Source organism: Streptomyces sp. CB01249 (genome assembly GCF_001905735.1).
Taxonomy (GTDB): domain Bacteria; phylum Actinomycetota; class Actinomycetes; order Streptomycetales; family Streptomycetaceae; genus Streptomyces.
This window is the reverse complement of sequence record NZ_LISW01000010.1, coordinates 41,676-55,045: the sequence shown is the minus strand read 5'-3', so window position 1 is coordinate 55,045 and position 13,370 is coordinate 41,676. Positions and strand designations below refer to the sequence as shown.

Below are 13,370 nucleotides of genomic sequence, written 5' to 3'. Positions count from 1 at the left end.
AAGTGCAGAGCACAGCCATACCCACTCGGGCCGAACTGGTCGAGCGCGCCAGGGGCTTGGTGCCGATGCTGCGCGAGCATGCTGCCCGCGCCGAGCACAAGGCTCAACTTGCGGACGAGGTGGTCGCCGCGCTGACCGAAGCCGGGATCTTCCGCATGCGGACCCCCGCGCGCTTCGGCGGCTACGAGTGCGACGCGGCCACGCTGATAGACGTGGGCATCGAACTCGGTCGCGGCGACGGTTCCGTGGCCTTCGATGTCGCCGCTTGGTGGATCATGTCGTGGAATGTGGGCCTCTTCCCCGATGAGGTGCAGGACGTGGTCTTCGCCGACCCGGACGTGCGCATCTGCGGCACCCTCGCGCCGACGGCTACGGCCGAACCCACCACGGGCGGCCTCCGGGTCACCGGAACCTGGGCGTTCAACAGCGGCGCCGCGCACAGTTCCTGGAAGGTGTTCTCGGCCATCCTGCCCACTGATGACGGTGCGCTGCCGATCATGGGACTTGTTCCGAGCGCCGAGCTCGACGCCGTCGAGGACTGGGACGTCTCCGGCCTGCGTGGCACCGGCAGCGTCACGCTGAGCGGGCAGGACGTCTTCGTCCCGGAGGGACGCTACATCCCCATCCCGGCCCTGCTGCAGCAGCAGTACGCCTCGAAGCGCAATGCCGAATCGACGATGTACCGCGCGCCGGTGGTCGGTGCTGTCGGGGCCGCCACCTGCGGCAAGCTCATCGGTCTGGCCCGCGCGGCCCAGGAGGACTTCCTGGAACGGATCGCCAAGCGCCCCATAACCAACACGTCGTATGAGCGGCAGATCGACGCACCCGTCACCCACCTGCAGGTCGCCGAGGCGACGCTGAAGACCGACGAGGCCGAGCATCATGCCCGCAAGCTCGCCGCGATGGTGGACGGCAAGGCGGGCGCGGGTCAGGAGTGGACGGTTCAGGAACGCGCCTACGCACGAGTGGCTGTCGGCAGGGTGTGCCAGCTCACCGCGGAGGCGGTGGACCTGCTCGCCGGCGCATCCGGCGGCAGTTCCATCTACGCCGACCAGCTCATCCAGCGCATCCGCCGGGACATCCAGGCCATCACCATCCATGCGCTCAACCTGCCCAGCACCAACCTCGAGCTCTACGGCCGGGTGCTGTGCGGGCTTGAGCCGAACACCTTCTTCGTCTGAGCGACCCGACAGGAGAACCATGACCACCGACACAACAGCCGCGCCGACCAACGCGGTTCGTCCTCACGACGCAGCAGCGGTCCGTGGGCTCATCCAGCGCGTCGTCGCGGCCTGGCGCGCACAGGACGCCGAAGCGTTCTCGCTGGTCTACGCACCGGACGCCAGCGTGATTCTCCCCGGGGCGTTGCTCAAGGGCCGCACGGCCATTCACGAGTACATGGCCGAAGCCTTCCGCGGCAAGTGGAAGGGAACGCAGGTTCTCGGCGTGCCGAAGGAAATGCGTTACGTCGGCGAGGACGAGAAGGTCGTGCTGCTTCTCTCGGAGGGAGGCGCGTATCCGCCCGACGCCACCGAGGTGCCGACCGAGCACGCCATCCGCGCCATGTGGTTCTTCGTCGAGCGCGACGGCGAGTGGCTGGTGGACTGCTACGCGAACACCCCGATGGGCGGCGTGGTGCCGATGCCGGGTTCGGGCAGCTGACCAGGCCGGACCGCGACGAGGGGTGCCTGCGGTACCCCTCGTCGTCGATCGGCCGGACCGAGAGGACGGAACGATGGAATACCGCTTCGTCGGCCGCAGTGGCCTGATGGTAAGTGAGATCGCCTACGGGAACTGGATCACCCACGGGTCGCAGATCGAGGCCGACGCCGCGCGCGCGTGTGTCCGCGCGGCGCTCGATGCCGGGATCACCACATTCGACACGGCGGACATGTACGCCGATACCCGTGCGGAGTCCGTGCTGGGCGAAGCCCTGCACGGCGAGCGTCGGCAAGGCCTGGAGATCCTCACCAAGGTCTACTTCCCCACGGGCCCGGGCCGCAACGATCGCGGTCTGTCCCGCAAACACGTGCTCGAGTCGATCGACGGCTCCCTGCGGCGGCTGCGGACGGACTACGTCGACATCTACCAGGCCCACCGTTTCGACAAGTTCACCCCGCTCGAGGAGACCATGGAGGCATTTGCCGACGTGGTCCGCGCGGGCAAGGCCCTCTACATCGGGGTTTCGGAGTGGACCTCGGAGCAGATCCACGCGGCTGCCGCACTCGCCCGCGAGCTGCGCCTGCCGCTGATCTCCTCCCAGCCGCAGTACAACGCGATCTGGCGGGTCCCCGAGTCCGCGGTGATGCCGGCGGGGGACGAGGAAGGGCTTGGACTGTTCGCCTGGTCACCTATGGCGCAGGGCGTGCTCACCGGAAAGTACGTACCCGGACAGCAGCGACCCGCAGGTGCCCGAGGAGCCGACCCGGCCAACGACATGTTCATGGGGCATCTGCTCAAGGACGAGCTCCTGGAGCGGGTGATGCTGCTCAAGCCGCTGGCGGCGGAGGCTGGTCTCACCCTCGCCCAGCTGGCGATCGCCTGGGTGCTGCACAACCCGTCCGTGTCCGCGGCGATCGTTGGTGCCTCGCGTCCCGAACAGGTCGTCGAGAACGTCGCCGCGTCGGGCCAGAAGCTGGACGAGGAACTCGTGCGCAGGATCGACGAGGCCTTGGCCCCGGTCATCGTCAAGGACCCCGCCCTGACGGAGAGCTACGACCAGCGCCCGTAGCCACTCCTGAGCATCACCGCCCCAGGTGGGCGATCCCGGGAACTCGCGGAAGCCCTGGGCGCTCCGTCCGGTGCCCCCGCTGGTGGGCGAACACCGATTTCACACACAGCCCGTCGGCGACTCCGAAGCTGGGTACCGCCGGCATCACTAGGTCCATTGGAGGAGACTCAATGGGTAAGTGCCCGATCGTCCTTGACCGCCTGGGCAAGGACATCCATGCCGAGGCGCGCGCGCTGCGTGCGCAGGGGCCGGTGACGCGCGTCGAACTACCGGGCGGCTACTTCGGCTGGTCGGTGACCGACTACGCGATCGCCAAGAAGATGCTTCTCGACCCGCGGTTCCCCAAGAACGCCAAGAAGTACTGGCCGCCGCTGGTCAACGGCGACGTGTCCATGGACTGGGAAATGATCACCTGGGTGATGATGGAGAACATCAACACCCGGGACGGCGAAGAGCACGATCGGCTGCGCAAGCTGGTCTCCCACGCTTTCGCACCCCGCCAGGTCGAAGCCAGCCGTCCGCTCATCGAGAAGGTCATCGGGGAACTGCTCGACGACCTGGAAACCACCGAGCCGGGTGAGGCTGTCGACCTCAAGGGCCGGTTCACGTACGCCCTGCCCGCCTGGGTCATCTGCGACATGTTCGGGGTGCCGGTCGAGGCGCGCAAGCGGATGCTGCAGGGCGCGGTGGCCAACAGCAAGACGACCATCACGCCGGAGGAGGCGGAGGAGAACCTGCGCCAGTGGCACGAGGCCATGGCCGAGCTCGTCGCCACCAAGCGCGCAAAGCCCGGTGACGACCTCACCAGTCTGCTGATCCAGGCACGTGAAGAGGACGACGCCCTGACCGACGACGAACTCCTCGGCAGCCTCCACGTGCTGCTCGGGGCAGGGTCCGAGACGCTCGGCAACGTCATGGCACACGCGGTCGTCGACCTGCTGAGCCACCCCGACCAGCTGGAGCTGGTGACGAGCGGAAAGGCCGACTGGGCTACGGCGTTTGCCGAGACCGTCCGCAAGGACGCCGCGGTCGCCCAGCTGCCCTTCCGGTACGCGGCCGAGGACGTCGAGATCGGCGGCGTCCGGATCGAGAAGGGCGACCTGGTGATGATTGCCTTCGCGGGCGTCGGGCGCGACCCGAAGGTCCACGGCGACACCGCCGATGCCTTTGACATCCTGCGCGAGGACAAGACCAACCTGTCGTTCGGCCACGGACCACACGCGTGCCTCGGCCGCTCGCTGGCCACTCTCCAGGCGACACTCGCCCTTCCGGCTCTCTTCGAGCGCTTCCCCAACATGCGGCTCGCCACCGCGCCTGAGGACATCCCGCCGCAGGGCACGTTCATCATGAACGGCTACGCAACCCTCCCGGTCGTCGTTCACTGAGCGTATTCAGCGTTGTCTCTCCAGGGTGAGGTGAGCGGTCCGTGTTGAGGCGTCGAACGCCTCCCTCAACGGCACGGGAACCCTGTCCATAACGTGAGTGTCCCGCCCAGCATGTTCATGGGCGGGACACTCGCGTTCGCGACGAACCGAGGTCAGGAAAGCGCCTGAAGCGCCTTCGTGCACTCCTCGCGAAGATACTCGATGGCGTTCAGGTGTTTGGGAACCCAACCCATCTGACGCCGAGTCCTTTCTGAACTCACGGTATGGTCCATCACGTACAGCTCGACGATGTCCGCGATCTCCGCCGGGGGATTGTCGGTCGACGGCCAGCACACCGACTTTCCCTCACCCGTCGCCGCAGCGAGTTCGTCGACCAGGATGGTTTCGGCAACCCCATTCCACGCGGTGCCCGGCTGGGCCTTCTCCGCCACCAGCAGATAGAGCTCCGCGAGGTCGGCAACGTGCACGGCCGGCCAGCGTATGCCACGCCGTTCGAAGTAGAGTCCCGCACCCAGTTTGACGGTCACCGGCAGCAGCTGGTCCGGGACGACGCCGCCATTGTTGCCGTAGATCAGTCCGGGCCGGACCAGGATGCCGCCGCCCTGGCGCACCGCGTGCTCGACCGGGCCACGCCAGGCCACGCAGTCGGGTGGCTGGGGAACCGTGTCCTCGAAGGTTTCGCCAGGGCCGAGCACGTCGCCACCAGAGGTGTGGATGAGCCGAGTGCCGGAGGCGAGGATCGCCTCGACACCCTCGCGCTCCAGGGGGCCCTCAATCCGGCCTGCGTGAATGACCAGGTCGAAGCCCTTGGAAGCGCTGTGCAACGAGGCGGGGTCCGTCAGATCCCCAGGTACTGCGGTGAAGCGCGGGTCGACCGGTCGGCCACCGGGGCGCTGCAAGGCGGCGACACGGTACCCGGCATCGGCAAACGACTGCGCGACGTACTGGCCGAGATATCCGGTGGAGCCTATGACCAGGACTCGCTTCGTACCGGTCGGCGTTGGTGTGTCAGACACTGAAAAACTCCGTTCCGAGCGATGTTCTCTGCGACAGGGAGAGGGCCCGACGACGTGGTCGGCGTGGTTCTATTCATCCGCCGGCGTGCGGAAGCGCGGATCCGAGCGTGCGGCGCCGATCGTTTGAGGAACGGCTCGGGTGTGAACCTCTTTCCTCCATTCATCGAGCATGACGGGCAGGTCGACTTTTCCGTTCGTTCCGATGGGGAATTCGCGCGTGACGGAAACGTATTCGGGGACCGCGGGGGCCGGTAGAGCTTTGGCGAGATGGCTCTTGACCTGCCTTTCGGAAAGGGAGCCCGATTCCCTTGTGGCGACGAACGCCAATAGCTTCTCGCTGGCCGGCAGTCCTTTTCCGGGCAACTGTGGAGGTGCCATGACGACCACGGAGTCCACTACCTCTGGAAGTTCCCTGATGGCCGACTCGATCTCGGTCGACTCGATCCTCACGCCACGGATTTTTATGCGCCGGTCATCTCGCCCGCGAAATACCACACTTCCTTGTGCGGTCCGGTATGCCATATCGCCGGTCGCGTACGTGCGAATGCCGTCCGATACGCGGAAGACAGTGCTGTTCTCCGTATCGAAGTATCCGTGCGCTATGTGCGGAGAGCGGACAACTATTTTACCGAACCCCTCGCCGGACAGCCTGACGCCGGCCTCGTCCACGAGCATCAGTTCAAAGCCTGGAGCGGCGGCCCCGAGCGGCACCATGCCCGACTGGTCCCCGATATCACCGGGATCAAGCACTCCCAGGGCGGCAATTTGGGGGGTCTCGGTTGCACCGTAGGAGGGCACGAAGGTGGCTGCGGGGGCGCTCCTCGTGAAGCTGCGAAGGTCATCCCAATATGTTGGCTCTCCACCAAGAACCACACGGCGCAATGCGGCCAGAGGGCCCCCTTGTCCCGTCAGGAATCTTCGCGCCATTGTCGGGGTGGTGTTGAGGTCAGTGATGGCGTTTTCCTGCAGCCAGGCTGCGAGCTTTTCTCCGTGAGCCCACGTGCGGACGTCAGGTATGTGGACCTGGCCGCCGATGGAGAGGGGCAGGAAAATGTCCCGCCACAGCGGGTCATGTGACAGGCCGGAGATCATGGCGAAGCGAGTACGGGCGTCCAGCTTGAAGTTCTGTGTATACCACTGGATGAAGTGCCTGACCGCGCTGTGCGTTCCATTGACAAGCTTGGGGTGTCCGGTAGTCCCGGATGTGTGTCCAAGATATGCGTGGGCGGAGGTGTTTTCGGCGACGATTCCGCTACGGAAGGCTATTTCATCAGTGGAGAGGACGGGGATTCCTGAATCTGGGCGATAGCGTGTTCCGGCGACGAGTACGCAGGCGGGTCGAGCCGCGGTGACCATTCCATGTATGCGTCTCACCGGATACGATGCATCCACGACGGAAATGATTGCACCTGCCATGAGGCACGCGATGACGGAAACAATCAACTGGGGGTCGCGGTTCGCGATCAGGGAGATCCGGGATCCCGGTGTGACTCCGAAATCTTGGAGGCCGCCGGCAACTGAAAGTGCTCGTTCTGCGAGTTGCCCGTACGTATATACTCCGGAAGAATGCCTTACGGCCTCGCGGTGGGGCTGTGTGGTTGCCTGTTCCAGGAACGGATAAGCGATTGACTCGCGAATCGGAACGGTTCCGCAGGGGTGGCGACTCGACAGACTGCATGCCACGTCCGCCCAGGGTGCAGCGGAGTAATCTGCATTCATTTCAGAAGCCCACATTCTCCACTTTTGCGTGGTTCGATTGCACGCATGACGGTCGGCGTCGACCAGCTCTTCGGGGCCAGGGCGTCGTGGAGGCCGTCATCTCGTCGACTGCGGCCGACGCCCCTCGCGGTCCGATGGCTTCGACGCAACTGCGGATGTGTCCTCGGCGTCTGTCCGGAGGGTGAAGGTCCGGGCAGCTCGGACGCAGGTCTCCACGAGGCCCTCGGCCGTGTCCGCACCGAGGATCACGAAGAAGTACCAGTCCGACGGTCCCATCAGACGGGCTCGATCACCGATGCGACGGCGCCGGTGCCAGGCGATCGTGCCCGGAAAGGCCCGCAGGTCGGTGTCGGCTGGTTCCGCGGTGATGACACCGGGCGAGGCCGGCCGGATACTGATCCCGCCAATGTGCGGAAAGGCCCGGTGGAAGGCTGGAACGCCACCGGTCAGAACCGTCTCGGCGACCAGTGACCATGTGGAGTGGCCGTGATAGGCACTGATCATGTCCTGGACCCAGCCGCCTCCGGCACGCGAAGCGACCTCGGAGAAGACCAGCTCACCGTCCGGACGCTCGAAGACCTCGAGGTGGCTCGGCCCGTCGTGGATGCCGAGAGCCGGGTTGATCCGGGAATGCATCTCTCGCAGCCGGCGGTACAACTCAGGATGTTCTTCGGGCAGCAGGATCACCGATCCGTCGAGCGCGTTCTCCAGGACTGTCATCCGCGGGCGCAGATAACGGTGCACCACGAAGGTCAGCGCCTCTCCGCCGGACCAGAGCGCATCGACGCACAACTCATCGCCCGGCACGAACTCCTCGACGATCAGATGCCGGGAGCGCTGCGCCGGATCGAAGGTCACCTCGCCGGCTGCCCGGCCCAGTTCCTCGGCGTCATCGACTCTGACCGTGGAGCTGGCGCCGAAGCCGGCGGCCGGCTTCACGACCAACGGAGCAGTGAGCTCGCCCGCGGCCGCGGCTGCGGCGGCCCGGTCTCCGGGCTCAGGAAGGGACCGGAACTCCGCTGTGGGCACACCTGCGTCCCGGACCAATTGCTTCATCAAACGCTTGTCCCGGAGCGCGACGTGATGGATCGGCTCGGACTGAGCGTCCTGGAGCAGCAACCTCAGATAGCCCGCGCCGAACTGGCTCAGCTCGTCCTGATTGCACACCCGGCTCACCGGCGGCCAGCCTTGGCGCAGATCGACAGCTACAGCCGACAGTTCGGCCAGCGAGTCGAAACTGCCGACGGTGTACACCTTTCGGCACCGTGCAAGCAGCTGTTCGTCCGTCGACTTGTACATGACGTCGGCGCGTTCCAGCACGACACAGACGTCGATGTCTCGGGAAGCCCGGGCATCGTGGTCCAAGAGCGCCGCGAGCAGCTCCGGTTGATACCTGCACACCACGACTGTGCGGGTTTCGTTCTCATCAGTCATCCGACGCCTCCATCAGGTGCTGCGGGCTCCTTGCCTCCTCACCATTCCTCGGTGCTACCGGTTGCCGGCCTCATTGATGCGCTGGACCAGAAGGTCGGCCAGCTCGACAAGAGAGGTCGTGTCGAAAATGTCCGCGAGCGTGCAGTCGACACCGAGTTCCTGCTCCAGGATGGTCGTCAGCTCCATGGAGGAAAGCGAATCGAAGCCGGCCGCGATCAGGTCGAGGTTCTCGTCGACTTCCCCGGAATAGACCCTCTGGACCGCGGTGATCACCGTGGCGAGAACCTTGGAGGAAAGGTCATTGGCGGTTGTGGCGTCCACTAGAATTCCTTCCAGCTCTGATCGGGAGTGTTGGTGATGCGCAGCATCAGCTCGCGGAACAGTGTGGTCCAGTGCGCTGCGGTGCCTTCATCGATCCGCTCGGGGGGATATTCGAGCTGCATCCTCAGGCCGCCCGACTGGAGGTCCCAGATAATCCAGTTGCACAAGCCCCCTCGGTTGAGCGCTGCCTCCTGCCGAAGTTTCACCGGCTCGGCTCCGTCGGCGATCCTGATTTCCTCGCCCGGTCGTGCATGCACCGAGTAGGTGAAGAGGACCGGTACGTTCTCCGAACTCACGTAGGGCTGTAGGAAATCAGGGCTTTCCTCTGCAATATTGCGGCTCGGCAGCGGGCGGCGATACGCCTCCAGGCAAGTATTGCGTGCACGGACAAGGACATCCCGGAAGGTCTCGCATCCGTTGAGATCGACCCGCAGCGGCATGGTGTCGACGAACATGCCGATCGTCTCCTGGAAATCCTTGTGATCACGCGAAGCCCGGAGGGTCATCAGAGCCACATCGGTTTCCCCGGAGAGCTGAGCGGCGAGCAGCGCACCCGCCGCGATCAGCACGTGCCAGGTGGAGCTGCGCCCACTGCGCGCACGGGCCCGTACCTCCGCCATCTCGTCCGGAGTCACATCCGCGGTAACGCTGCCGTAGTGAGGGTCATGCGCATTGGCGACCCGGTCAGGGTGATCTGCCGATGGCGCCAGGATGTGCGCGTTGGCGAGCTGACCGCCCCAGAACTCCTTGAGCTCCTTGGTCTTCGGGCTGTTCAGCCACTCCTGCTGCCATTCGGCGTACTCGCCGTACTGTCGGATGGGCGGCAGGTCCGGTTCCGTCCCGGTTGTGCGTGCACGGTAGAAGGCGGCCAGATCGCGCCAGAGCAGGTGGGTTGACCGCCCGTCGCCGGAGATGTGGTGGAACAGGATGGTGAGCACGGAATCCTGATCGTCGAACCGATGCAGGGCGGCCCGCAGCAAGGGTGTCTGGTGCATCGACATGGTGTCCGAGTGAAGCTTGACGAGGAGCTCCTCGGCGAGATCGTCGCGCGACTGGTTCGGACCGGTTGCCAACCGGTGCTCGGTCAACGGCACTGGCACGGGCGGCAGCACTGTCTGGTAGCCGGCTTCGCCGTCCCCGCAGCCGCAGGTGACGGTGGTGCGCAGTGACTCGTGCCTGGTCACCACGTCGTCCAACGCGTGCTGCAGGGCAGCTGAGTCCACGCTTCCCTTGATCCGCCACGCCAGCGGCATGACGAACCTCGCCATGTCCTCTCCACCCGGCTGATCGACGCAGCGCGCGGACAGCTCGGCGGAGAGCGGGTAGCGAACCGGGCCCTTGATGTGTGGCATCTGCCAACTACCTTCCCTTCTCGTGCTCAAGCACGAGAAGGGAACGTATGCGCTGCAGAGGGAAGCCGACGACTCGTGGATTGCTGATGTGCGCCCTGGCCTGTCGCTGTACCCGATGAGTCCGGCGATCCCTGGAAATGGATCGCATTCTGAGAGATGCTGCCGCGTCAGATGCGCTCTACGCTGTTGCAGCGAGTGCAGCCATTGCTGAACACAGAAGGCAGGGTATGTCCAGATTTAAGCTTTTGTCCCTGATGGGATCTGCATTCGCCGAGCCAGGTGTTCAGCGCACGTTTGTCGTGTCGACATTCGTCGCCACGATCGGTGGCGGCATCATCCTGCCCATCAGCACCCTGTACTTCATCAAAATAGTTGGCCTGTCGGCGGCACAAGTAGGCCTTGCCTTTACGGTGTCCGGGCTGCTGGCGATTCCGCTCTCCGTTCCTGCCGGAGCGCTTGCCGACCGAATCGGTCCGCGGCGCGTGATGATGGCGACCTTTGCTGGTCATAGCCTGGTGGGCGTTTCCTACTTGTTCGTCCAGAACTTCTGGATGCTGCTGGCGGTCCAGATGCTCTCGGCCGCCAGCCTCGCAGCCAACTACCCCGCCTCCGGCGCGATGCTGCGACGGATCGGCGGCGACCAAGCGGTCACGATCAGGTCCAAGATCAGAGTGGTGGCGAACCTGGGAGTGTCCCTCGGTTCCCTGATCGCCGGCGTCGGCATTCAGATCGACACCGCCACCTCTTACCGAGTGCTGGCTCTCGCCTTCACGCTGACTCAGGTCGCTTCCCTCGCGATGCTGTTCAGGCTGCCCAACTACCAGCCGCTGCCCCGGCCGGAGAAGGAAGCCGACGGCTCCGAGGGCGCGCCATCGAAGAGGATTGCGCTGAGAGACAAGGCGTTCCTCGCGTATTCGCTGGTCGGCGGCGCGATGGCGATACAGAACATGATCTTGGAAATCATGATCGCTGTATGGATCGTCAACTACACCGACGCGCCAGGGTGGGCAGTCACCGTCGCCTTCGTGCTCAATACAGCACTTGTCGTGATGCTCCAGGTGAGAATCGGCGCAAAGATTCAGTCGATCACCGACGGGGGCACGGCACTGCGCCGAGCCGGCTTCGCCCTGCTGCTGGGCTGCGCCGCGATGAGCCTGATGGCCGGTGTGCCCGCATGGGCGGCGCTGCTGCTCCTGGTCGTCGGCATGGTGTTGCTGACACTCGGCGAGATCTACTACGTGAGCGGCACCTTCGCGTTCGAGTTCGGCATGCCGCCCGCGTACGCGCAGGGCCAGTACCAAGGGGTTGCCGGCGCGGTCTCCGGAGCTGCGAAGGCTGCGGCACCCGCCCTGCTGCTCGGAGTCGCGCTGAGCCTCGGCAGCACCGGCTGGATCGGGGTCGGTGCCTTTCTGCTGCTCCTCGGGCTCACCGGCCCGGCCATTGCGAGGTGGGGAGAGCGCACCCGGCCGTCCGGCGAGACCACCGAAGCGCAAACGGCGGCGACTGATGCCTCAACGGGCAGCGCTTCCCCTGCCACCGACGTGGTGTAGGGAGCCACGCCCGGACAGCGAATCGATGAAGCTCCGTGTGACGTGCGCGCGGCACGCTGCTGCGCAACGGTCCGGCATGTTTCGAGGCCGCAGCGCGGCACACGCCGGGCACCTGTCCGGGCGAACCCGTGTTCGCGCCGGCCCCTGGAGCACCAGCGGAGGACGACGGCGTGGTGCTGTCAATCGTCCTCGACGCCGCCGGACCGCACTCTGGGAGTTTGCTGCCAGGGGCGCGTGTCCCGACTATGAGCACGTCGCTATCGACTCCGGATGAGGAGTAGGACGCCCGTGCCCCACATCGAGATTGCCAATGATCTTCCCGGAATCAGCGGACTGTTCGTCCAGCGCCCGGACACGGCGGGTGTTCTGTCGCAGCTCGCCGACACTCTCCTGCGCGAAGGCGAGTCGCCTTTGAGCCGAGGCGAGCGCGAGCTGATCGCCGCGTACGTGAGCGATTTGAACTGCACGGCCTACTGCTCGGGCTCGCACAGCGCCTTCGCGGCAGCACAGCTGGAAGGCGGCGCCGAGTTGGTCGCGGCGGTACTCGCGGATGCGGACCGGGCCCCCATCTCCCCGCTGATCCGGGCACTGCTGAAGGTTGCCGCGGAAGTACAGGCGAAGGCCGCCCCGGTCTCCGACACAACGATCGCTGCGGCCCGCGCCGAAGGCGCGACGGACGACCACATCCACGACACGGTACTGATCGCAGCCGCGTTCGCGATGTTCAACCGCTACGTGAGCGGACTCGCTACGGCCTTGCCGGCCGACCCGTCGTTCTACGACGCCGCGGCCGACGTCATCGTCGTACGTGGATACAGCGGAGCGCGCTGACGCTCGGCCCCTGTGAGCCTCTAGGAGGGTGTATGGCCTGGTCCCTTGCTCATGCTCCCGGCCAGAAGGGCAGGACGGCGCTGGTGACCGGCGCGTCCGCAGGCATCGGGCTCGAGACCGCCCGAGCGCTCGCGGCTCGCGGGGCACATGTGATCCTCGCCTGCCGCAGCTTGGAGCGAGGCCGGGCCGCGGCAACGCGGATCGGCGGCAGCACGGAGATCGTCCTGCTGGACCTCGCATCCCTGGACTCCATCCACCGGGCGGCGGCGGAGGTGCTCGACCGGCACGATCGGCTGGACCTGCTGATCAACAACGCCGGGGTGATGTTCCCGTCGTACCAGCGCACCGAGGACGGCTTCGAGGCCCACTTCGGAGTCAACCACCTCGGCCATTTCGCGCTTACGGGACTGCTGCTGAAATCGATGATCTCGGTGCCTGATTCCCGGATCGTCACGGTCGCGAGCCTGGCGCACCGGGCGGGCTTCGGCGGTTACGATGCCGCCCGCGCCCGGGCCGATGACGGCCGGAGATCGGTGACCGCGTACGGGCGTTCCAAGCTCGCCAACCTACTGTTCGCGAGGGAGTTGCAGCACCGGCTCACCACCGTGGGCGCCCCCACAACGTCCCTCGCTGCGCATCCGGGGCTGTCACCGACCCAGCTGTGGAACGGAGACCCGCCTGCGCTGCTACGCCCAGCGGTGGCGGCGGGACTCCAATGGCTGGCCCAACCCGCGGAGCAGGCGGCGCTGCCTTCGCTGCGGGCGGCCACGGACGCTGCTGTGCCGGGCGGTGCGTATCTCGGTCCGTCGGGGCTCTTCGGGAACCGAGGGAAACCCGGGCCGGCGTCCTCCAGCCGGGCTTCCCGAAGCAAGGGAGCGCAGGCACGGTTGTGGGCCCTGTCCGAGGAACTGTCCGGGGTCCAGTACACGTACGAGCCCACGACCGCGGAGGCGCCGGACGACGCCGTGCGCCCACGTACTGGCAGGCAGGGGTGAGGACGGCCTTCGAAGCGGACGCATGACGTTCCTGCC

Annotated in this window: 13 protein-coding genes; 8 read left to right on the top strand and 5 right to left on the bottom strand. The window is 65.9% G+C overall.

Features of this window, described 5'->3' with window-relative positions; genetic code table 11:
- Window positions 1–2 precede the first annotated feature (2 nt).
- The 4 genes from AMK18_RS32660 to AMK18_RS32645 all read left to right on the top strand — a co-directional run bounded on the left by AMK18_RS32660 (window position 3) and on the right by AMK18_RS32645 (window position 4,116).
- Window positions 3–1,181, top strand: a complete 1,179-nt coding sequence (locus AMK18_RS32660; RefSeq protein WP_073865671.1) for an acyl-CoA dehydrogenase family protein — start codon at window positions 3–5, stop codon at window positions 1,179–1,181.
- Window positions 1,182–1,200: 19 nt separating this feature from the next.
- A complete protein-coding gene (locus tag AMK18_RS32655) occupies window positions 1,201–1,662 on the top strand; it encodes an SgcJ/EcaC family oxidoreductase (protein ID WP_073865670.1) in 462 nt (153 codons plus the stop codon).
- A 73-nt stretch (window positions 1,663–1,735) separates the two neighbouring features.
- Window positions 1,736–2,731: an aldo/keto reductase family protein gene (locus AMK18_RS32650; protein WP_073865669.1), complete on the top strand. Its 996-nt coding sequence runs from the start codon at window positions 1,736–1,738 to the stop codon at window positions 2,729–2,731.
- 170 nt (window positions 2,732–2,901) lie between these two features.
- Window positions 2,902–4,116, top strand: coding sequence for a cytochrome P450 family protein (locus AMK18_RS32645; RefSeq protein WP_073865668.1), 1,215 nt, complete (start codon window positions 2,902–2,904; stop codon window positions 4,114–4,116).
- Between the two features lie 152 nt (window positions 4,117–4,268).
- Here the strand turns inward: AMK18_RS32645 and AMK18_RS32640 are convergent, their stop codons facing one another.
- From AMK18_RS32640 to AMK18_RS32620, 5 genes are all read right to left on the bottom strand, one after another.
- The gene (locus tag AMK18_RS32640; RefSeq protein WP_073865667.1) at window positions 4,269–5,132 is read right to left on the bottom strand and encodes an NAD-dependent epimerase/dehydratase family protein; all 864 of its coding nucleotides are present in this window, start codon (window positions 5,130–5,132) and stop codon (window positions 4,269–4,271) included.
- A gap of 69 nt (window positions 5,133–5,201) precedes the next feature.
- On the bottom strand, window positions 5,202–6,851 hold the full coding sequence (locus AMK18_RS35405; protein ID WP_241836720.1) for an AMP-binding protein: 1,650 nt from the start codon (window positions 6,849–6,851) through the stop codon (window positions 5,202–5,204).
- 96 nt (window positions 6,852–6,947) lie between these two features.
- A complete protein-coding gene (locus AMK18_RS32630) occupies window positions 6,948–8,285 on the bottom strand; it encodes an ATP-grasp domain-containing protein (RefSeq protein ID WP_073865666.1) in 1,338 nt (445 codons plus the stop codon).
- Between the two features lie 54 nt (window positions 8,286–8,339).
- Window positions 8,340–8,606: an acyl carrier protein gene (locus AMK18_RS32625; protein WP_018105841.1), complete on the bottom strand. Its 267-nt coding sequence runs from the start codon at window positions 8,604–8,606 to the stop codon at window positions 8,340–8,342.
- A complete protein-coding gene (locus AMK18_RS32620; protein ID WP_073865665.1) occupies window positions 8,606–9,958 on the bottom strand; it encodes a condensation domain-containing protein in 1,353 nt (450 codons plus the stop codon). The genes AMK18_RS32625 and AMK18_RS32620 overlap by 1 nt, the downstream gene beginning before the upstream one ends.
- A 254-nt stretch (window positions 9,959–10,212) precedes the next feature.
- On the opposite strand from AMK18_RS32620, the gene AMK18_RS32615 reads away from it, so the two are divergent.
- Genes AMK18_RS32615 through AMK18_RS32600 form a run of 4 tightly spaced genes read left to right on the top strand, consistent with a single transcriptional unit; the run spans window position 10,213 to window position 13,334 of the window.
- On the top strand, window positions 10,213–11,508 hold the full coding sequence (locus AMK18_RS32615; RefSeq protein WP_234011960.1) for an MFS transporter: 1,296 nt from the start codon (window positions 10,213–10,215) through the stop codon (window positions 11,506–11,508).
- Between the two features lie 56 nt (window positions 11,509–11,564).
- The gene (locus tag AMK18_RS35730; RefSeq protein ID WP_107422380.1) at window positions 11,565–11,789 is read left to right on the top strand and encodes a carotenoid oxygenase family protein; all 225 of its coding nucleotides are present in this window, start codon (window positions 11,565–11,567) and stop codon (window positions 11,787–11,789) included.
- A 7-nt stretch (window positions 11,790–11,796) separates the two neighbouring features.
- Entirely contained in the window at window positions 11,797–12,339 is a 543-nt protein-coding gene (locus AMK18_RS32605; RefSeq protein ID WP_018105838.1) for a carboxymuconolactone decarboxylase family protein, read from the top strand.
- Between the two features lie 32 nt (window positions 12,340–12,371).
- The gene (locus AMK18_RS32600; RefSeq protein ID WP_073865664.1) at window positions 12,372–13,334 is read left to right on the top strand and encodes an oxidoreductase; all 963 of its coding nucleotides are present in this window, start codon (window positions 12,372–12,374) and stop codon (window positions 13,332–13,334) included.
- Window positions 13,335–13,370: the final 36 nt, after the last annotated feature.